The sequence below is a fragment of the Sinorhizobium americanum genome, from assembly GCF_001651855.1.
In the GTDB taxonomy this organism is placed as follows: Bacteria; Pseudomonadota; Alphaproteobacteria; order Rhizobiales; family Rhizobiaceae; genus Sinorhizobium; species Sinorhizobium americanum.
This window is the reverse complement of sequence record NZ_LNQC01000049.1, coordinates 372,603-390,284: the sequence shown is the minus strand read 5'-3', so window position 1 is coordinate 390,284 and position 17,682 is coordinate 372,603. Positions and strand designations below refer to the sequence as shown.

Here is a 17,682-nt window from a genome sequence, read left to right as displayed (position 1 = left end):
GGCCTGCTACGGCCGGCCCTTTTTGACTTAGCTGCGCGAGTCCGCCTCGGCGACCGTGAGGTCATCGTCGGCTGTCTCCTTAGCCGGCATGACGAGGTTGACGACCACGGCGACCGTGACGTTGAGCGCCAGCGCCAGCAGTCCGGTGTAGACCGAGACGGTGATGCCGTCGAAGGCGAGCGCGTGCAAGGGTTTAAGCCCATCCGACCAGACAAGCGCCGAGCCGCCGATGAAGCCGGCCGCCCAGCCGGCGAGCAGCGCCGGAGCCCGGAACCAGCCGGTGTAGAGGCCGAAGACGAGGGCCGGCAGGGTCTGCAGGATCCACAGGCCACCGAGCAGCTGCAGGTCGAGCGCGAACTGGGTCGGCAGCAGCAGGATAGCGAGCAGCGCCCCCACCTTGACGAGCATCGAGGTAATCTTGGCGACCTGCGCCTCGCCGGCGGGCGTGACCTCGGGGTTGACCCAGACCTTCCAGAAGTTGCGGGTGAAGAGGTTCGCCGCACCGATGCTCATGACCGCGGCCGGGACGAGCGCACCGATGGCGATCGCCGAGAAGGCGAAGCCCGCAAACCAGCCCGGGAACAACGTCTTGAACAGCGTCGGGACGACGTCGTTGTTGCTCTGAAGCTGCAAGCCGGCAGCGTGGCCCATATAGCCGAGCAAGGCGAGCAGGCCGAGCAGCAGCGTATAGGCCGGTAAGAGCACCGCGTTCTTGCGGATCGTGTTGGCGCCGGACGAGGCGAAGATGCCGGTCAGCGTATGCGGATACATGAAGGCGGCGAGCGCCGAGCCGAGGGCGAGGGTCACATAAGGGACAAGTTGAGTCGGATCGAGCAGGATGCCGCCCTTGCCCTTCGCCTCGAAGGCCGCGTCGGCCGCCGAAAAGACTGCGCTGTAGCCGCCGAGCTTCGAAGGCACGACGATGATCGCCGCGAGCACGACGATATAGATCATGATGTCCTTGACGAAGGCGATCAGCGCCGGCGCCCGAAGACCGGACGAATAGGTGTAGAGCGCCAGCACCAGGAAGGCGAGGATGATCGGCATCTCGCCGGTCAAGCCCAGCGCCTTGATCGCCACTTCCATGCCGATGAGCTGGAGCGCGATGTAAGGCATCGTCGCGATCACGCCGGTGGAAGCGACCGCAAGCTCGAGAGCCCGCGATCCATAGGTTCCGCGCACCACGTCGCCGGCGGTCACGTAGCCACGCTCCTTCGCCGCCTTCCACAGAAGCGGCATGACGGCAAAGACCAGCGGATAGACGATGATCGTATAGGGCAGCGCAAAGAAGCCGTAGGCGCCGATCGCATAGACCAGCGCCGGCACGGCGATGACCGTATAGGCGGTGTAGAAGTCGCCGCCGACCAGGAACCAGGTGATCCAGGTGCCGAACTTGCGGCCGCCGAGACCCCATTCGTCGAGATGGTCGAGCGATTCCGCCCGGCGCCAGCGCGAGGCGAAGAAGCCCATCGCCGTGACGAGCACGAAGAAGAAGATGAACACGGCGAGCGCCGACATGTCGATATTAGCCGTCATGACGCACGCTCCTGTAGACGAAATAGGTGATGAGCGAGGTCAGCGGTACCCAGGCGAGCTGGTACCAGTAGAAGAAGGGGAAGCCGAAGAGCTTCGGCTCCTCGAAATTATAGAAGGGAACCCAGAGCAGCCCGATATAGGGCGCCAGCAGCAACAGGCGTATCACGTTTTCCTCCCGCGATGTCTGGACTTGAGCGGGATCGAGGAAAATATGCGCGGCTCTCCGCCCGCTTCCCGCTCGTGACTGATCGATGGCACGTGATCCTCGGCACGTGTGCTCATCGAATAGCCCCAAACGCCGCGCCGCGGCCTCCCTACTTTCGCTCCGGCGCCCCCCTACTTTCGCTCATCGGCCGCGCTGAAGATCCGGGCCGGCGCTAGAGCACAATCACCTTGGCGCCGATCTTGACCCGCCCGTAAAGGTCGATGACGTCTTCATTCGTCATGCGAAAACATCCCGAAGACGAGGACCGGCCGACGCTTTCCGGCTCGTTCGAACCATGGATGCGGTAAAGGGTGTGGCCGAGATAGATAGCCCGCGCACCGAGCGGATTGTCAGGACCGCCGGCCATGTGGGCCGGAAGCTCCGGCCGCCTGGCGCGCATGTCGGCCGGCGGCCGCCAGTCCGGCCAGGCACGCTTGCGGCTCACCGTCTCGGTTCCGTGCCAGCTATAGCCTTCGCGGCCGACGCCGACGCTGTATCGAAGAGCCTTGCCACCCGGGACGATGTAGTAAAGCGCGTAACGGCGGGGATCGATGATGATCGTGCCGGGCGCTTCCTGCGAATGATATTCCACCAACTGCCTCGGCAGGAACGCCCCGCGATGCGGAGAGACCAAAGCCCCGCGTGCGTGCCGCGGCGGGTAGGCGGGCGGCGACATCAGGAACTCGATATAGCCACTGTCGATCCAGACTTTTCCAGACCTGCGGTCCAGGACCGGCGGCGAGGGCTGCTCCGCCATCGTATCGGTGACCACCCCTGCCCAAAGAAGGATAGGAAGCAGCGACCCCAGGCGAATCCTCGGCGGCAGATCCGACATGTGAAATCTCCTCGGACGTTGCGGGCGTTCAAATCAAACCATTGGCGACGAGCGCATTCGCCACTTCCTGGAAGAGCCGGTCGGGAACTGGCGCTCCGATGGGCGTCTTGCCGAGTTCGGCGGCGAGTTCAGCGTCGGCGAGAAAGGGAATGCCCCGGCTTCTCGCCTGCGCCCGCATCGAAGAGGCGGCCGGACCGAGCGCCCGGCAGACGACGATCGGCACGGGCGTTTCGCCGCGGACGTAGCGAATCCCGACCGACACCGACGGCTCCTTGCCGATCAGCAGTACGGCGCTCGCAAGACCGGTCCTCGTCGTTCCAGAGAGGCGCGCCAGCTTGCGGCGCTCCTGCCGGATCAGCGGGTCGCCTTCCGTGTCCTTGTGCTCGCGCTTGCTCTCGGAGCGGGTCATGCGCATTTCGCGCAGGAACAGCCAGCGCTGCAGGAAGACATCCACCACGCCCATGACGATGAAGGCAGCGATCGCGATCGACGCGATGGTCTTCAGCATGGAGAGCGACGTCGCGTGCAGGCAGGCAAAGCCGCAGGTCGGCGACTGGAACAGCGCTCCCAATCCCGCATGGAAGACGACGGCGAAGGCGAAGGACAGCACAAGGATCTTGAACAGCGCCTTGCCGAAATCGACGACGCTCTTCAACGACGCGATCCGCTTCAACCCCGAGGCCGGATTGATGCGGTTGAAATCCGGCTCGAGCGGCTTGGCCGAAAAGACGAAGCCCTTGGTGATCGCCACATTGGTGGCAAGAATGGCGATGATGGAGATGCCGAGGATGGGCAGCACCGTCGTCCAGAGCGCATCCCCGGCAATCGCGCTCAGCCGGTACCAGACATCGGCGAAGGGGCGCGCGTAGATCTGCGACGCTTCGTCCAGAAGCAGGTCGATCTTGAGCTGGAGTTGCGGTGTGACATAGAAGAGAAACAGGGTGGAAAACAGCACCACGATGCCGGAAACCATGTCCGGGCTATGCAGCACCTGACCTTTCCGGCGCGCATCCCGAATCTTCTTTTCCGAAGCCGGAAGCGTTTTCTCTTCGCTCGTTTCGCTCATGTGACGCCGTCGTTCCTGGACGCCGCCAGCAGGCCGATCTCCTGGGCGCGCCGGGCGACGTCCGGGATGGAACGCAGCTTCGCCGCCTTGGCGAGGATCTGGCTTTTCTGTCTCGCGGACATCTCAGGCACGGCAACGGAACGCGCCTTCTCCGTTTCGCCGGCCATGGTCAGAACGATCAGGTAGTTGACGAAATGCCGCCGTTCGGCGAGCGGCGAGCCTACGACGCCCGCCATATGCGTCACCGCCTGCGTGAGATTGTTCGACAGCGCTTCGGCCAGCGCCAGGTTCGTCGCGGTATCGAGGTTGGACGGCTGCAGCGCGAGCGCCCTCGAAAAGGCTCCCTCGGCCGCCCCTCCATTGCCGCTGAAGACGAGTGCCGTTCCCAGCCGATTGTAGGCCACCACCGAATTCAGCGCCTCGGCCGCCGGTGCCAGGCTTCGCGCCGCCGATTCCGCCTCGCCCTTCTGCAGCTGGGCGGTGCCCAGCCCGAGCAGCGCATCCGGGTCCTTCGGATTGATCTCGAGAGCGGCGCGGAAGGCTTCCTCGGCCGCCTCGGCGTCGCCGGCCTTGAGGCGCGCATTGCCGAGCCGGACCCGCATCGACGCATCGTTCGGCGCATTGACGGCGGCACGTTCATAAAGCGCCAGCGCCGTCGCGCTTTCGCCTTTCGCTTCGATGCTCTCGGCGACGCTCAACAGCTTCGTCTGGGCACTTGCCTGCTTGTCCTTCTCCTTATCGGCAGGAACCGTGGTGCAGGCCGAAAGCGCCAGGAGCGCGACGACGATGCCCATCCCCGATCCCACAGCATGCCGACACCGTCCGGAATTCGGATTCCACCACGTTTTCATTCGACCCCCGTCTCATTGGCCGCGGTGCCGCGTCGGCGGCCTTCGTCCCCGTAGCCGTCGATGTAGTCCTTCGCCGCCCGCGCCACGGGAGCTGCCATCGCCGGTCCCATTTCGCGCCCTTTAAGCAGGTGCCGCTGATCCGCAGCCATGAGCTGCAGATTGAGGTTGTTGGCGCAGCCGGGCGGCAGATAGAGCGGCTGGTCGGCCGTATCGGGTGTGATGCAGGCATCCGGCACCAGCACCTCGTTGGCGGTCGTGTCGTAGCCCTTGCGAACGAGGCCGCCCTTGGCCGGCGCGCCGTGCATCGAGAGATGGCTGTAATTGGGAGAATAGGGCTGCGGATGCGAACCGCTGCAGCCCGCCAGGGCGATGAGGCCGGCGATCAGCGTCGTGGCCCCCGCCACTGCCGAAAGAGGATCATTCGACATAGAAGCCGTATCCCTTGTTGACCGCGGGCTTTGCCTTCTTGCGCGGCGAGGTAATGGCACCGGCGGGGCTGTCCAGCGGCGTTTTCATGCTTCGCTCGGAGGTGGGGGTCACCAGATAGGGGGTGATCAGGATGACGAGTTCCGTCTCGTTGCGCTGGAAACGCTTCGACTTGAACAATTCGCCGAGGATCGGCACGTCGCCGACGACGGGCGTCTTGTTCAGCGTCTGCGATTCCTGCCGCTGGAACAGGCCGGCGATCGCAAAGGTCTGGCCACTGCCGACCTCGACGGTCGTGTCCGCCCGGCGGATGCGCAGCGAAGGCACCACCAATCCGGCGATCGAAACGACGCTATCCTGCGAGACGCTGCTGACCTCGGGGCGGACCTGCAGCGCGATGCGGTTGTTCGGCAGCAGCGTCGGCGTGAATTGCAGCGACACGCCGAACTGCTTGTACTCGATGCCGATCTGGCCGTCGCCGGCCGGCACCGGCACGGGAATTTCGCCGCCCGCCAGGAAGCTCGCGGTCTGGCCGGTGACGGCGGTGATATTGGGTTCGGCTAGGATGGTCAGGATGCCGTTCGCCTGCAGCGCGTCGAGCAGGACGTTGACGTTCACATTGTCGCCCCGCGCGCCGATGGCAATGCCGGTATCGTCCTCATTGCTGGCGCCGCCGGTCCGGACGATGCCGAAGGAAAAGGACCCGCTGTTGACGAAGACGCTCCAGTCGATACCGAAGCGCGGCAACTCGTTGCGAGCGACTTCGGCAAAGCGGACGCGAATATTGACCTGGTTCGCGCCGGCAATCGTCGTGTTGTTGAGCGCCGGCCTGTCGGGCGTCGAATAGCTCTGCAGGACGCTTTCCATGTCCATCGCCTCGCCGACATTGCGGGTCTGGCCGGTGCCGACATATTGACCGCCGAACAGGCTGATATCGACCCTCGTCGTCGGCTGCAGTGCCAGCGCCGACTGCTCAGCGGCCCTCGCATTGCCGCTGACCCGGACCTGGACGGTACCGCGCGTCATCTGATCGGCGCTCAGTGCGATCAGGTTGGTGTCGCCGGTCTTCGTGGCGTAGATATAGACGACGCCGGGCGAGACGACGCGCACGTCGGCGATCGCCGTATCGGCAAGAAAGACCGACTCGACCGGCTCGTCGAAGCGGAGGATCGTGCCTTCGCCGACGGTCAGTTCCAGAACCTGGCCGTTGATGGCATCGACCTTCACCTGCGCGCTCGCCGAACGGAGCGCACAATGGACCGCAAGGGCGGTCAGCAAAATAAACAGAAAGAGTTTCCCCGTCGCGATGAAGCGAAGGCTTTGCAAGTCTGGCATTCCACTCCCTATTCGTTCCCCTCGCCCCGCGCCCCCGCGCGAGCAAGACATGAATTCTCCTCGATGGTTTCCGCTGGCGACCTCATGCGCGACCGTCGCCTTCGAGTTCCGGCACCCCGGAGACCGGAAGCGCGATATAGCCGAGGCACTGAACGTTGAACTCCGCAGCGATCTCCTGGTAGGACAGAACCGCGACAGGGACGTCGTGGCGCATCAGCAGGTTTCGGACGTGCCGGCGAAGGTCCATCGAGGTCAGGATCGCGGTGCGCGACTGCGCGTCCGCCTGCTCCCGCCGCTTCTTGAGCTCCTTGAGGATCGGCGCCGCCAGGCGCTCCGGAACGGTGCCGGCCGGACCGCTGCTCTGCTCGATCGCCGCCCTGAGCTCGTCTTCGAAGGGGCGTGTCAGAAGATAGGCCGATACGATCCGGTTCCCGTCGGCGAGCCGGAAGCAAATCTGCCGCCCGAGGCTCGCCCGCACATGGTCGGTCAGCGCCTGCAGGTTCTGGATCTGCGAGGCGCGCTCGGCAACCGTCTGGAGAATGATGCGCATATTGCTGATCGGGACATCTTCCTCGATCAGCCTGCGCAGCACGTCGGCAAGCTTCTGCACCGATACCGCCTCCAGAACCTCCTTGATCAGATCGCCGAACGGCTCCTCCAGCCGGCCGAGAAGCGCTCGTACAGCCTGCGCATCGATGAATTCGGGCGCATAGCGGCGTAATACGCGTTCCATGAGCGTCAGCGCCACGTCTGCCGGCTCGCAATAGCCGACGCCGGCAGCGTCGAGGGCTGCCGCCTGGGAACGCTCGACCCAGACGAGCTTCAACCCCATCAGGTCCGGCTGCGTCACATAGGGGATCGCCATGATGTCGAGATCGACGGTTTCCTCCCAGACCATCAGCTGGTCGAGCGGAAGCGCACCGTCGACGACGGGAACGCCCTCGAAATCGATGCGAAACTCGCCCGGAGCGAGGCGCGGATCCGTGAGCCGGCCGATCGCCGGAACGCAAATGCCGAGGTCTTCCAGGATCGCCTCGGCGAGGCCTTCCGTCCGTTCGGTGAACAACAACTCCGGCAGATGCTCGCCAAGCCCCTCCCCCATGACCAGAGTGAGCCTTTCTGCCATTCCGGTGCGCGTGCCGGCACCCGGCAGATTGCCGGCTATATGATCGACGACCCGTCCGCCGGTCCGAACCGGTCGGGGCGTTTCGCGTCGGCGCGGCGAATACCCTGCAACCTCGTCCTCCGCCTGTCGTCTGCGCGCCGCATAGGCGAGCAGTCCGGCCACGCCGGCGAGCGCCCAGAAGACGACGAGCGGAAAGCCCGGAACCAGCCCGAAGCCGAAGAGGATCGCCGCCGCCAGCGCCAGCGCGCGATCGCTCGCACCGAGCTGCCCGAGGATTTCGGAGCTCAGGTCCTGCGGGCCCCGGCCGGACGGCACCCGTGTCACCACCGCCCCTGCCGCCACCGCCATCATCAGCGCCGGTATCTGCGAGATGAGGCCGTCGCCGACCGTCAGTAGCGAATAGGTATGCGCTGCCTCGCCGACCGTCAGCCCGCGTTGCAAGGATCCGATGGTGAGCCCGCCGATGAGATTGATCGCAATGATGATCAATCCCGCCACCGCGTCGCCCTTGACGAATTTCATCGCGCCGTCCATGGCGCCGTAGAACTGGCTTTCGCGCTCGAGGTCGTCGCGTCTGCGGCGTGCCTCCTGCTGGTCGATGTCGCCGCTGCGCGCCTCGTTGTCGATGCTCATCTGCTTGCCCGGCATCGCGTCGAGGGCGAAGCGCGCGCCCACCTCGGCAACGCGCTCGGCGCCTTTGGTGATCACCACGAACTGGGCGACGGTGATGATCAGGAAGACGATGAGCCCGACCAGCACGTCGCCGCCGACGACGAAGGAGCCGAACGCCGCGACGATCTGGCCGGCGTCCGCATCGGTCAGGATCAGCCGCGTCGTGGTGATCGCCAGGGCCAGCCGGAAAAGCGTTCCGAGCAGGATGATCGACGGCAGCGAGGAGAATTGCGCCGGGCTCGAAATATAAAGCGCGCCGACGAGAATGAGCAGGCTGTAGAAGAAGTTGAAGCCGATCAGCACGTCGACGAGCACGGTCGGCATCGGAATGATCATCATGGTGATCGCCAGCATCACCACGGCAGCGATGACGATATCCGACCGCCGGGATGCCGCCCTGGCGAACTGGTTGACCGTGGCGATCGCGCTCATTCCGCCGCCCTCGCCCGAAGATAGGCTTCGAACGCTTCGCGGGCTCGATGCTTCTCGCCGCTGAACCACTGTGCCTTGCTCCTCAGCCGTTGAAGGAGGGCCAGGTCGATGGCTTCGGAAATGTCCTCGATCCGATCGATGGCGGCAATCGCGCGCGGGCCGGCGCCGGTCTCGGCGAATGCCTCGGCCAGCGAATGCAACACGGCGGTATCGTCCGGCGCCATTTTCGCCGCAAGGAGAAGGAACACCATGCCGCGCTCGTGGTGGCCGGCGCGACAGTAGAGCGAGCCGAGCGCATGAAGGAATTCGAGGCTGTCGGCGTTTCGCTGCGTCAACTGCTTTGCGCCTGCATGAGCCGGTGCTGGAGATCGCGTCGGCTTTCAATCTCGTCGGTCAGCATCGAAGCGGTGAGCTTGGCGATATCCTCGTCGAGATCCAGTCCGGGCAAGACCTCCCGGACGATGTAGGTGAGGATCTCCTGGGAACGCGACAGGTCGAACAGGCTGGCGTTCGAGAGCCTCGCCCGCTCGGCCGCGCCGGTCCGGACATTGCCGGCCGGCATCTTCTGGCGCGCCTGGCGGATCGACTGCAGCAGCCGCGCGTCGAACTCCTGCGTTTGCGCCCGTCCGGCCGCCTCCGGTCGCAACGACACCGCACTCGGCTGGCCGCGGCTGCGATTGTCGTGACGGCGGACCTCGATGCTCATCTTGCTGCCCTCCCGTCAGGCCTTTAGAAGCGGAGGACGAATTCTTCGCCCTGCCGCGCCGCCGTCAGGCTGCCGTCGCGGATATCCTTGATGTACCAGCCGTCCTCGAGGGCAGCCCCCTTGTAGAGCCGCGCCCCGTCGGCACTGATCGCATAGGGTGTCTCGCCGAACCAAACGGCCTGCAGGTGGAACTTCGGGGCGCTCTGCGGAGCGGCCTCATCGACCAGGCTGGTCAGGACATAATTCGTGCCGTAGCTGCGGTCGAACCAGGCCTGGACCTCGCCCCAGCTTTTGCGGCCTGCGTCATCGACATCACCGGAAACGGAAAGCCGTGTGCCGTCGGCCTCGATCTTCAGGTCCGACAGGCCGGCTTCGCCAAGCCGTGCCGCAAGCGCCGCCGAGACATCCTGCGGCGAGGGAGCCGAGGAAGCGATCGTCCCGGTCGTCACCGTCTTGCTGTCGAGACCCATGACGGACGGCCGATGATCGACCTCCGCGACCCCCGCCTGCACCGCCGCTATGGTCAGAAGCGAAAAGGCGGCCACGCCGCCGAGCATCCAGCTTGCCCGCGAGGACTTTTCCGCCTTTCGACCGGCTGCTTCCCGCACCGGCCGGGAAAGGCTGAGGCTGGCGCTGCCGAGCGTAACGGTCACCGGCACCGGAACCTGAAGCCCGTGCCCGACGGGCACGGTCGTGTCGCCCACCACGAGATCGGCGCCGAGGGCCTCGATCATCACCTCGGATCCCGCAAACTGCAGACGCACGTGTTGCGCGGACACGTCATGGTCGCTGAGCATCAGATCGCAATCGGCCCCGGAGCCGATCAGATAGGCGCCCTTCTCCAGCGGCAGACAGACGCCGCTGTGAACGCCCTTAAGGACATCGAGCGTCAATGGCGCGGCCGAATTCCTCAAGACCAGATTGGATGCCATGGAATCATCACCTCGCTCGCGGATAGCCGAGACACCGACGCCGTGCACAAAGCACGGCCCGGTCCAAGTCAGAAACCTTGCAAATGGATGAAGGGCGGCCCAAGGCCGCCCTTCGGGCTATCTTAGCCGTTCGGACGCTGCTTTGCGGCGTCGAGCGCGACCTTCTTTTCGGTCGTGATTTCGGTGATCTTGGCGGACTTCTCAATCGCCTTGTCAAAGGCGTCCGTCATTTTCTGGATCGAATTGTCCGAGGTTTGCGTACCGCCCACACCGGAAACTGCCATTGTCTTCTCCTTGATAATTCGGCCGGCTTGGGAGTGCGGCTCACGCTGCCGGCATGCTTTCCTTATCGAGTCGACTACCCTCCATCGGGCGCAGCAATGGTTAAGGTCGAAGTTCCGGAATGACAATTTCCGAGAGCATCACATAATATTTCAATATGTAATTCTTCGTGATATTAAACGATTGAATCGCGGCCAAATCGGTTGTTCATTGTATTATAACACGACGATATAGTTTATTTCATAATACCTTCCAGACATCGCTTGTTTAGCGCTCATCGTTGGCATCGAATTTGCCCAACTCCGAGTTGCGCGTTCCGATCTACTGTTATAGCTTTCAGCCGCTCGACGCGGACAATCGGAACGTTTGCCATGAAGATGGTCATGCTCACGGGGAGGCTCTGTCTGTTTGCTATCACTACAATAGCAACCACAGGGCTTGCCTTCGCGGAGGCGCCGCGGTGGTATGACAGCCGATACAGCTATGTCCTGATCGACCAGGATGTTCGCGACGCACTGAAGGAATTCGGCCGCAATCTGTCGATTCCCGTAGTCCTCTCCGACAGGATCCGCGGGCAGGTGCGCGGCGAAATCCGCGCCGCGACGGCAGGTGGCTTCCTCGACAGGCTGACGCAGGCCAACGGCCTGATCTGGTATTTCGACGGATCGATCCTGCACATCAATACCAGCGACGAGTTCTCGACTGAGATCATCGGTATAGGCCGGGCGAACGGCCGCTCCGTCATCGACGAGATCGAGCGCCTCGATCTCATGGACGGCCGCTTTTCGGTGCGCGCCACCGCCAATGCGCCGGCGCTTCGCGTTTCCGGGCCGCCGCCCTTCATCGCGATGGTGAAGCAGGTGGCGGCATCCGTTCAGCCGCCGCCGGCGACACAAACCGACGATCCGCGGGTGCGGATCTTTCGCGGTGGGCAGCGCGACGAGGTGACGGCGGATCTGGTCGAGAGGGATCGCCAGACCGCCGCAAACTCCGACACCAATTCCAATGCAAGCACCCCCTCGGGAGGAGATCGACGATGACCGGTTCGGTAGCCACGACTGCAGCGCAGGCGGCCACGCAGACACAGAATGCGGACCCGTCTCAGGCCCGGTTCGACGAGGCGCTGCAGCAGGCCGTTGCAAGCGGCGGCGGGCAATTGATTGCGCAGGAAATGATGAAGATCGCCCAGGAAGTCCTGAACGAAGCGCTGGCCGACGAGGAATAGTCCACCCCTACATGCGACAGGAGACGCAGCCATGACGGTTGTTCCACCAGTTGAGAATGCCTTCGCCATCTCCCCTGCGCCGCAGGATTCGGTCGCCATCACGTCGCAAGGCCTGTTCGAGCACGCGGCGCTCAATGCCGGGAGCCTGCCGCACGGCGCAAGCCCGGCTGATCTCGGCCGAACGATCGTCGACAACCTGAAGGGCTTTGTCGAGCGGGCCGGGAATTTTGCCAATGGCAGCACTCTTCTCGCCGAGCCGGGCAAATCGCTGACGGCGCCGTCCTTCCTTCCGAGCGCGCCGAGCGGCGCAGCCAGTGCCGCCCGGACGCCCGACAGCGACGCAGGACGGCTTGTCGAAACCTTGGGGCGGATTTTCGACCATGCGATCGAGACGCAGATGGTCGTCCGGGCTCCGACGCAGTTCACCAGCGCGACGATGACGCTCACCAAGGGTCAATGACGACCTTGCGGCGGTTCCCGGCAATTGGGCGCGGACTGGCGCTCGCGGTGGTGGCTTTGTCGCTGCAGGCCTGTAGCGTCGACCTCTATACCAATCTCGACGAGCGCGAGGCGAACGAGATGGTCGCCACGCTGCTCTCGAAGGGCATCGCGGCGGGCCGCGTCGTTGAGAAGGACGGCAAGCTGACGGTGACCGTCGACGAGGATCAGTTCTCGCAGGCCGTGACCGTGCTCAACATGGCGGGTCTTCCGAAGGAGAAGTTTGCGACGCTCGGCACGGTGTTCCAGCAGGAGGGGCTTGTCGCCTCGCCGGTGCAGGAACGGGCCCAGATGATCTATGCGCTGAGCGAAGAGCTGTCCCGCACGGTTTCCGAAATCGACGGCGTTCTATCGGCCCGCGTCCACGTCGTCCTGCCCGACAACGACCCGCTGCAGCGCAACGCCATCCCGGCCTCGGCTTCCGTGTTCATCCGACACGAGGCCGATCTCGACGTCAATCCGCTGATCCCGCGGATCAAGACCCTGGTCGCCAACAGCATATCGGGCCTCACCTACGAGAAGGTCTCGGTCGTGCCGGTCGCCAGCCAGCGGGGTAGCGAACCGGCCGGGGCTGCCGAGCTGACCTCCTTCCTGGGGATCTGGATGCTGCCGGCGAGTGTCGCCAAGGCAAGATTGATCTTCGGCTGCCTTCTGGGTGGCCTCGTCGCGGCGGTCGGCTGCCTCGGCTATCTGGCGTGGCGGAAGCAGAGCCGGCGCCGGAAAGTCTATCCGCTGCAACCCTACGGGCCGGCGAAATGAAGGAAACTTTTCCGGCAGAGGGTTCGGCGGATGCCGTGCCGCGGGACGTTTGGGCAATCTTCCAGACGGCTCCGGCCCGCCTCGTTCAACCCCGCCATATCGTCCATGCCTATGACGAGGCGATCTCCCTCGAAACAGCCGCGCGACTGCAGCAGTCCGCCCGGGTACAGCGGCCGCTCGCACGCCTGCTCGGCGAAAAGTATCGCCTTCCCGAGCCATTCTCCTGTCCACGCCCGGCAGAAGGGGACCTCCAGCTGCTCGCATTGCCGCCCGAACGGATCGAGCACTACAGCCATGTGGCCGGCGCTGTGTTCTGGGGCCATGTGCTGGCCGGCGAAATCCGCAGCCGGGAGGTCGCCGAGATGAAATCGCGGATCGGCGACGCCGCCTTTCAGCTCGCCATCCACAACCGCGACCTCGCCGCCGGCCACGCGCCGCCGAGCGACCGCGATCACCTGATGCAGGCGATCGAAACCGACGGCCGCAAATGCTGGGCAAGCTGGCAGGCCTCCCTGCCGCAGCCGCTGGCGGCCTGGCTGCGCCTTCGCGACGAGACCGACGAAGACGTAGCATTTCTGCAGGAGAGCGATGCCGAGCGGGGTGCGGCGATCGTCAGGCGCCTCATGCAGGACAAGAATATCGAGGCGATGGCGAAGGAGGCCGGATGAACGAGCTCCCTCCAAGCCCCACCAGGAAAATTCTCCGGCAGGCGGAAGCAGAGCATTGGCTCGCAGGCTTCGCCTTCCTGGAGGCAGCGAAGGCCGAGGCGGACCGGCAGCGCGCGGAGGTGCGCGCCATCGTCGAGGAGAGCAGGAGGGAGGGCTACGAGGCCGGCCGGCTCGACGGAGAACGCCAGGCGGCAGCGCTGCTCCTGAAAACCACCGCAGACGTCAATGCCTATATGGCCGGGCTCGACCGGCAGATTGCCGAGCTCAGCCTGGCAGTCGTCGAGAAGTTGATCGGCCGCTTCGATCAGGCCGAACTCGTCGCGAGGCTGGCGCTGCAGGCGCTGCAGTCGTTCCAGCATGAGCGTGAGGTGACGATCACCGTTGCTCCGGCGCTTGCCGAACGCGTCACCGAACTCGTGCATCGGGAAAACGACAGTGGCACGCTGAAGATCGCCGTCCTCGCCGATCCGCGGCTCGACGGCAGCAAATGCGTTCTCGCCAACGCCGTGGCCGTGGTCGATGCCGGGCTCGACACCCAGCTTTCGGTGATCCGCGAGGCGCTGCTCGGCGCCCGATCCAGCCGCACGGATTTACCCGCATGAACGAGCATTTCTTGGCCGATCCGGGCGACCTTGTCCGGAGGCTGCGCGAGCGCGCGCTCGGCAGCGAAACGCGGCCGGTGCATGGCCGCGTCCGCCGGATCACCGGCATCATCGTCCACGCGACCGCGCCGATGGTGCGGATTGGCGAACTCTGCCATCTCCGCGATCCCGTGTCCGGTGCGACGGTACCGGCGGAGGTGGTAGGCTTCGAGGACGAGGAGGCGGTGCTGACGCCGATCGGCGACCTCGACGGCATGTCGACACGCGCTGAGGTCATCGCCACCGGCCGGACCCTGCAAATCCCCGTCTGCGACGACCTCCTCGGTCGGGTGCTCAACCCCTTGGGCGAAATCCTGGATCTACCCGACGGGCGGAGAACTCCGGTCGTCACCGACACCTATTACCCGACGCATCGGCCGCCGCCGCATCCGCTCCAGCGCGACCTGATCACCGAGCCGCTGCAACTCGGCATCCGGGCCATCGACGGCTTGCTGACGGTGGCGCGCGGCCAGCGCATCGGCATTTTCGGCGAGCCCGGCGTCGGCAAGTCCTCGCTGCTTTCCGCCATCGTCCGCGGCACGCAGGCCGACGTCATCGTCGTCGGGCTGATCGGCGAGCGCGGCCGCGAGGTGCGGGAATTCATCGAAGCGCAGCTCGGCGAAGAGGGGCGCCGGCGCTCGGTCGTCGTCGTCGCGACTTCCGACCGGCCGGCGATCGAACGGGTGAAGGCGGCCTATACCGCAACCGCGATCGCCGAGTATTTCCGCGATCAGGGACGCGACGTCCTGCTCTTGATGGACAGCGTCACCCGTTTCGCCCGGGCGCAGCGGGAGATCGGCCTTGCGGCCGGCGAGCCTCCGACGCGCCGTGGCTATCCGCCGTCGCTCTTTGCCGCCCTGCCGCGCCTGCTCGAGCGCGCCGGACCGGGACAAGGCGGCTCGATTACCGCACTTTACACGGTGCTGACCGAAGGCGACGGCGCGCTGGACCCGGTCGCCGAAGAGACCAAGGCCATTCTCGACGGCCATATCGTGCTGAGTTCCGATCTCGCCGAGCGCAACTTCTTCCCGGCGATCGATATCCTGAAGAGCCGCAGCCGGTTGATGGAAACGGTCGCCGGCAGGACGCACCGGGACGATGCGGCCCATATCCGGACGCTGCTTGCCCGCTATCAGGAGATCGAGCTCTTGCTGCGGGTCGGTGAGTACGAACGCGGCGCGGACTCACTCACCGATGATGCGATCGACAAGCGGGAGGCGATCGAAGCCTTCCTGCGGCAGACGAGCGAGGAGTTTTCGTCGCTTGAAGCGACCATCGAACACATGAAGAGGTTGGCTGCGTGACCCGGAAAGGCGATTTGCGGCAGCTCGTCGAATTGAGGGCGATGCGGATGCGACGGGCCGCGGAACAGGCCCAGCGCCAGCACAACCGGCATGACCAAACCGTCCGGGCGCTGGAAGCGGCGAAGGCTGAAAACCTTGCGCATGAGGAACAGCGCCGGCGGGAAGAGCAGACCCTCTACACCAATCTCGCTCAAGGTCCCGTCGATCATCGCGACCTCGAGCGATATCGCGGCGCGCTATCCGACCTTTCCCACCGCGCCCGCGAACTGGAGGAGCACAGCCACGACGCGAAACGGCAAGAAAGGCAGGAGGCCCTGAAAAGGGAAGAGCTTGCAGCCGAGTATCGGCGCAAAGAGAAGCTGCATGACCGGATCCTGATCGTCGCCGGGGAGAAGCAGCGAAAGGAAAAGAAGCGCTCCGATCTCGCCACCGAGATCGAGGACGAAGAGGCGATCCGTCACCCGGGCAGGAAGCGGTAGGATGAGCTCGACCGTGCAGCCAAGGATCAGCGCCACCGAACTCCGCCCGCCGGCGGAGGACGCCTCGTGGCTGCCGGAAGTGAACGCGGCGCATGTGGACCTCACCAACCTGCTGGTCGGGACAAGGGCCCCGTTCCGGCTGTCGCTGCCGCCGAACGAAATCGGCTTCGAACCCGGCGAGAGCACGGGGAGCCTGGCGGAACCGGTCGAGCTGGCGTTCCGGATCGGCACCTCACCGGGTCGGTGGCTGGTGCCTGCCGCCGCCCTTGACGCGATCTCGGCGGCAATCGGGGTCCGTGGCAGAATCGCGGACCTCACGGCACTGCAACGCAACATACTCCTCGAAGTGACCCTCGCTCCTTCTCTCGAAGCACTGGAGAAGCGTCTCGGAGAACCGCTTCGCCTCGGCCCGCCGGACTCGACCCCGGACTTTCCGATCAAGCTCTGCTGGACGATCGACGGCAGCGAGGTGCCGCTCCCGGCGGAACTGCACCTGAGCGCCGCGGCGGCGTTGAAGCTCGGAGAAGCCTTCGATACCCGTGCCGGCCTGCTGAATGCGGTGACGGGCAATCTCGTCCAACCGGTCCAGATCCGCGCCGGAACGCAGCAGCTGAGCCTCACCGAATTGGCAAGCCTGCGCCCCGGCGACGTCGTCATGTGCGAGCAATCCCATGCCTGCGATCCTATCGCGGTGCTTGGCAATCACCTCATCGCCGCGCTCCGCCGCAGCGAAGCCGGCCTCGTTTTCGCCACCGGCTGGCAAGTCTTGAAACCAAGTTGGGAATCTTCCGCCATGTCAAAGCAGGAAACGCCTTCGTCCGAAGAGCTCGAACCGCTCGCCGACCTGCCGGTCGAGCTGGTCTTCGAGATCGGGCGTGCCGAATTTCCGCTGAAGGAGCTCGCCAGGATGGGCGAAGGCACGGTGCTTCACGCAAGCCCGAGCCTCTCCAGCCCCGTGAATATCCTGGCGAACGGGCGGCTCGTCGGAAAGGGCGAATTGATCAGGATCGGCGAAGGTCTCGGCGTGCGCGTGGTGCGGCTTTCGACCGATGGGTGAGACCACCACCAATCTCATCCCGATCATCATCATCGTCTCGACGATCGGGCTGATCCCGCTCGCGGTGGTAACGATGACCGGCTTCCTGAAGATCTCGATCGTCCTGTTTCTGATCCGCAACGCTCTCGGCATCCAGCAATCGCCGCCCAATTTGGTGCTCTATGGCGTGGCGCTGATCCTCACCGTCTATGTGACGACGCCGCTCGTCGGGGAAATGTACCGCACGCTGTCGAGCGAGCAGGTCGACGTGCAATCGATGGACAGCATGATGCGCGCGGCCGACCAGCTCAGGGCGCCGCTGCAGGCGCACCTCACCCGTTACACGGACGAGAACGAGCGCCAGTTCTTCCTGCAGGCAACGGAGCGCATCTGGTCGGAGGAAGCGAGAGCCTCGGTGAAGACCGACAGCCTGCTGATCCTCGTTCCGGCCTTTGTCAGCTCGGAGCTCACCCGCGCCTTCGAGATCGGCTTCCTGCTCTACCTGCCGTTCCTGGTCATCGATCTGATCGTCTCGACAGTGCTGATGGCGATGGGGATGATGATGGTCTCGCCGACGCTGATCTCGATCCCGCTCAAGATATTCCTCTTCGTCGCCGTCAACGGCTGGTCGCGGCTGATGCACGGCCTGATCCTGAGCTACGGGTAGC

The 17,682-nt window shown here is 64.8% G+C and carries 22 protein-coding genes; 10 read left to right on the top strand and 12 right to left on the bottom strand.

The features are described 5' to 3' along the window. Positions 1-27: 27 nt before the first annotated feature. From mctP to ATC00_RS32915, 12 genes are all read right to left on the bottom strand, one after another. Positions 28-1,536, bottom strand: coding sequence for a monocarboxylate uptake permease MctP (gene mctP, locus ATC00_RS12710; RefSeq protein ID WP_064253029.1), 1,509 nt, complete (start codon positions 1,534-1,536; stop codon positions 28-30). Further along, positions 1,526-1,702, bottom strand: a complete 177-nt coding sequence (locus ATC00_RS30960) for a DUF3311 domain-containing protein (RefSeq protein ID WP_037381825.1) — start codon at positions 1,700-1,702, stop codon at positions 1,526-1,528. Before ATC00_RS30960 ends, mctP begins: the two co-directional genes overlap by 11 nt. A gap of 211 nt (positions 1,703-1,913) precedes the next feature. Next, entirely contained in the window at positions 1,914-2,576 is a 663-nt protein-coding gene (locus tag ATC00_RS12705; protein ID WP_064253028.1) for a L,D-transpeptidase, read from the bottom strand. Positions 2,577-2,604: 28 nt separating this feature from the next. Further along, a complete protein-coding gene (locus ATC00_RS12700; RefSeq protein WP_064253027.1) occupies positions 2,605-3,642 on the bottom strand; it encodes an EscU/YscU/HrcU family type III secretion system export apparatus switch protein in 1,038 nt (345 codons plus the stop codon). Continuing rightward, positions 3,639-4,436, bottom strand: a complete 798-nt coding sequence (locus ATC00_RS12695; RefSeq protein WP_082912264.1) for a tetratricopeptide repeat protein — start codon at positions 4,434-4,436, stop codon at positions 3,639-3,641. Before ATC00_RS12695 ends, ATC00_RS12700 begins: the two co-directional genes overlap by 4 nt. Positions 4,437-4,489: 53 nt before the next feature. Further along, positions 4,490-4,921, bottom strand: coding sequence for a hypothetical protein (locus tag ATC00_RS12690; RefSeq protein WP_064253025.1), 432 nt, complete (start codon positions 4,919-4,921; stop codon positions 4,490-4,492). Further along, a complete protein-coding gene (locus tag ATC00_RS12685) occupies positions 4,911-6,254 on the bottom strand; it encodes a type II and III secretion system protein family protein (protein WP_064253024.1) in 1,344 nt (447 codons plus the stop codon). Before ATC00_RS12685 ends, ATC00_RS12690 begins: the two co-directional genes overlap by 11 nt. Positions 6,255-6,336: 82 nt before the next feature. Next, a complete protein-coding gene (sctV, locus tag ATC00_RS12680) occupies positions 6,337-8,484 on the bottom strand; it encodes a type III secretion system export apparatus subunit SctV (RefSeq protein WP_064253023.1) in 2,148 nt (715 codons plus the stop codon). Beyond that, positions 8,481-8,819: a tetratricopeptide repeat protein gene (locus tag ATC00_RS12675; protein WP_064253022.1), complete on the bottom strand. Its 339-nt coding sequence runs from the start codon at positions 8,817-8,819 to the stop codon at positions 8,481-8,483. Before ATC00_RS12675 ends, sctV begins: the two co-directional genes overlap by 4 nt. Then, a complete protein-coding gene (locus tag ATC00_RS12670; protein WP_037381843.1) occupies positions 8,816-9,190 on the bottom strand; it encodes a hypothetical protein in 375 nt (124 codons plus the stop codon). Before ATC00_RS12670 ends, ATC00_RS12675 begins: the two co-directional genes overlap by 4 nt. A 23-nt stretch (positions 9,191-9,213) precedes the next feature. Then, positions 9,214-10,122 carry a SctD/MshK family protein gene (locus tag ATC00_RS12665; RefSeq protein ID WP_064253021.1) on the bottom strand — a complete coding sequence of 303 codons (909 nt, stop codon included), beginning with the start codon at positions 10,120-10,122 and terminating at the stop codon, positions 9,214-9,216. 122 nt (positions 10,123-10,244) lie between these two features. Continuing rightward, positions 10,245-10,406 carry a hypothetical protein gene (locus ATC00_RS32915; protein ID WP_162843162.1) on the bottom strand — a complete coding sequence of 54 codons (162 nt, stop codon included), beginning with the start codon at positions 10,404-10,406 and terminating at the stop codon, positions 10,245-10,247. Between the two features lie 369 nt (positions 10,407-10,775). Here ATC00_RS32915 and ATC00_RS12660 point away from each other — a divergent pair, with 369 nt between their 5' ends. From ATC00_RS12660 to sctR, 10 genes are read left to right on the top strand one after another with little or no spacing between them, the layout of a single operon-like run. Next, positions 10,776-11,444 carry a hypothetical protein gene (locus tag ATC00_RS12660; RefSeq protein ID WP_064253020.1) on the top strand — a complete coding sequence of 223 codons (669 nt, stop codon included), beginning with the start codon at positions 10,776-10,778 and terminating at the stop codon, positions 11,442-11,444. Next, a complete protein-coding gene (locus ATC00_RS12655; protein WP_064253019.1) occupies positions 11,441-11,629 on the top strand; it encodes a hypothetical protein in 189 nt (62 codons plus the stop codon). The genes ATC00_RS12660 and ATC00_RS12655 overlap by 4 nt, the downstream gene beginning before the upstream one ends. Positions 11,630-11,660: 31 nt before the next feature. Beyond that, a complete protein-coding gene (locus ATC00_RS12650; RefSeq protein ID WP_064253018.1) occupies positions 11,661-12,089 on the top strand; it encodes a hypothetical protein in 429 nt (142 codons plus the stop codon). Beyond that, positions 12,086-12,886, top strand: a complete 801-nt coding sequence (gene sctJ, locus ATC00_RS12645; RefSeq protein WP_064253017.1) for a type III secretion system inner membrane ring lipoprotein SctJ — start codon at positions 12,086-12,088, stop codon at positions 12,884-12,886. The genes ATC00_RS12650 and sctJ overlap by 4 nt, the downstream gene beginning before the upstream one ends. Continuing rightward, positions 12,883-13,554 carry a hypothetical protein gene (locus ATC00_RS12640; RefSeq protein ID WP_064253016.1) on the top strand — a complete coding sequence of 224 codons (672 nt, stop codon included), beginning with the start codon at positions 12,883-12,885 and terminating at the stop codon, positions 13,552-13,554. The genes sctJ and ATC00_RS12640 overlap by 4 nt, the downstream gene beginning before the upstream one ends. Then, a complete protein-coding gene (locus tag ATC00_RS12635; protein WP_064253015.1) occupies positions 13,551-14,156 on the top strand; it encodes a FliH/SctL family protein in 606 nt (201 codons plus the stop codon). Before ATC00_RS12640 ends, ATC00_RS12635 begins: the two co-directional genes overlap by 4 nt. Beyond that, positions 14,153-15,499, top strand: coding sequence for a FliI/YscN family ATPase (locus tag ATC00_RS12630; RefSeq protein ID WP_064253014.1), 1,347 nt, complete (start codon positions 14,153-14,155; stop codon positions 15,497-15,499). The genes ATC00_RS12635 and ATC00_RS12630 overlap by 4 nt, the downstream gene beginning before the upstream one ends. Next, the gene (locus tag ATC00_RS12625; protein WP_064253013.1) at positions 15,496-15,978 is read left to right on the top strand and encodes a hypothetical protein; all 483 of its coding nucleotides are present in this window, start codon (positions 15,496-15,498) and stop codon (positions 15,976-15,978) included. The genes ATC00_RS12630 and ATC00_RS12625 overlap by 4 nt, the downstream gene beginning before the upstream one ends. Before the next feature lies 1 nt (position 15,979). Beyond that, positions 15,980-17,035, top strand: a complete 1,056-nt coding sequence (sctQ, locus tag ATC00_RS12620) for a type III secretion system cytoplasmic ring protein SctQ (RefSeq protein WP_064253012.1) — start codon at positions 15,980-15,982, stop codon at positions 17,033-17,035. Then, the gene (gene sctR / locus ATC00_RS12615; RefSeq protein ID WP_037381869.1) at positions 17,028-17,681 is read left to right on the top strand and encodes a type III secretion system export apparatus subunit SctR; all 654 of its coding nucleotides are present in this window, start codon (positions 17,028-17,030) and stop codon (positions 17,679-17,681) included. The genes sctQ and sctR overlap by 8 nt, the downstream gene beginning before the upstream one ends. Position 17,682: the final 1 nt, after the last annotated feature.

What these genes read in the sequence shown, in the direction of transcription:
- ATC00_RS12685 (WP_064253024.1), bottom strand. Translation starts at nt 6,254, where the DNA reads ATGCCAGACTTGCAAAGCCTTCGCTTCATCGCGACGGGGAAACTCTTT.
- mctP (WP_064253029.1), bottom strand. Translation starts at nt 1,536, where the DNA reads ATGACGGCTAATATCGACATGTCGGCGCTCGCCGTGTTCATCTTCTTC.
- ATC00_RS12670 (WP_037381843.1), bottom strand. Translation starts at nt 9,190, where the DNA reads ATGAGCATCGAGGTCCGCCGTCACGACAATCGCAGCCGCGGCCAGCCG.
- ATC00_RS12660 (WP_064253020.1), top strand. Translation starts at nt 10,776, where the DNA reads ATGAAGATGGTCATGCTCACGGGGAGGCTCTGTCTGTTTGCTATCACT.
- ATC00_RS12630 (WP_064253014.1), top strand. Translation starts at nt 14,153, where the DNA reads ATGAACGAGCATTTCTTGGCCGATCCGGGCGACCTTGTCCGGAGGCTG.
- sctQ (WP_064253012.1), top strand. Translation starts at nt 15,980, where the DNA reads ATGAGCTCGACCGTGCAGCCAAGGATCAGCGCCACCGAACTCCGCCCG.
- ATC00_RS12635 (WP_064253015.1), top strand. Translation starts at nt 13,551, where the DNA reads ATGAACGAGCTCCCTCCAAGCCCCACCAGGAAAATTCTCCGGCAGGCG.
- ATC00_RS12665 (WP_064253021.1), bottom strand. Translation starts at nt 10,122, where the DNA reads ATGGCATCCAATCTGGTCTTGAGGAATTCGGCCGCGCCATTGACGCTC.
- ATC00_RS32915 (WP_162843162.1), bottom strand. Translation starts at nt 10,406, where the DNA reads ATGGCAGTTTCCGGTGTGGGCGGTACGCAAACCTCGGACAATTCGATC.
- sctV (WP_064253023.1), bottom strand. Translation starts at nt 8,484, where the DNA reads ATGAGCGCGATCGCCACGGTCAACCAGTTCGCCAGGGCGGCATCCCGG.
- ATC00_RS12700 (WP_064253027.1), bottom strand. Translation starts at nt 3,642, where the DNA reads ATGAGCGAAACGAGCGAAGAGAAAACGCTTCCGGCTTCGGAAAAGAAG.
- sctJ (WP_064253017.1), top strand. Translation starts at nt 12,086, where the DNA reads ATGACGACCTTGCGGCGGTTCCCGGCAATTGGGCGCGGACTGGCGCTC.
- ATC00_RS12705 (WP_064253028.1), bottom strand. Translation starts at nt 2,576, where the DNA reads ATGTCGGATCTGCCGCCGAGGATTCGCCTGGGGTCGCTGCTTCCTATC.
- ATC00_RS12640 (WP_064253016.1), top strand. Translation starts at nt 12,883, where the DNA reads ATGAAGGAAACTTTTCCGGCAGAGGGTTCGGCGGATGCCGTGCCGCGG.
- ATC00_RS12650 (WP_064253018.1), top strand. Translation starts at nt 11,661, where the DNA reads ATGACGGTTGTTCCACCAGTTGAGAATGCCTTCGCCATCTCCCCTGCG.
- ATC00_RS12655 (WP_064253019.1), top strand. Translation starts at nt 11,441, where the DNA reads ATGACCGGTTCGGTAGCCACGACTGCAGCGCAGGCGGCCACGCAGACA.
- sctR (WP_037381869.1), top strand. Translation starts at nt 17,028, where the DNA reads ATGGGTGAGACCACCACCAATCTCATCCCGATCATCATCATCGTCTCG.
- ATC00_RS12695 (WP_082912264.1), bottom strand. Translation starts at nt 4,436, where the DNA reads ATGGGCATCGTCGTCGCGCTCCTGGCGCTTTCGGCCTGCACCACGGTT.
- ATC00_RS12690 (WP_064253025.1), bottom strand. Translation starts at nt 4,921, where the DNA reads ATGTCGAATGATCCTCTTTCGGCAGTGGCGGGGGCCACGACGCTGATC.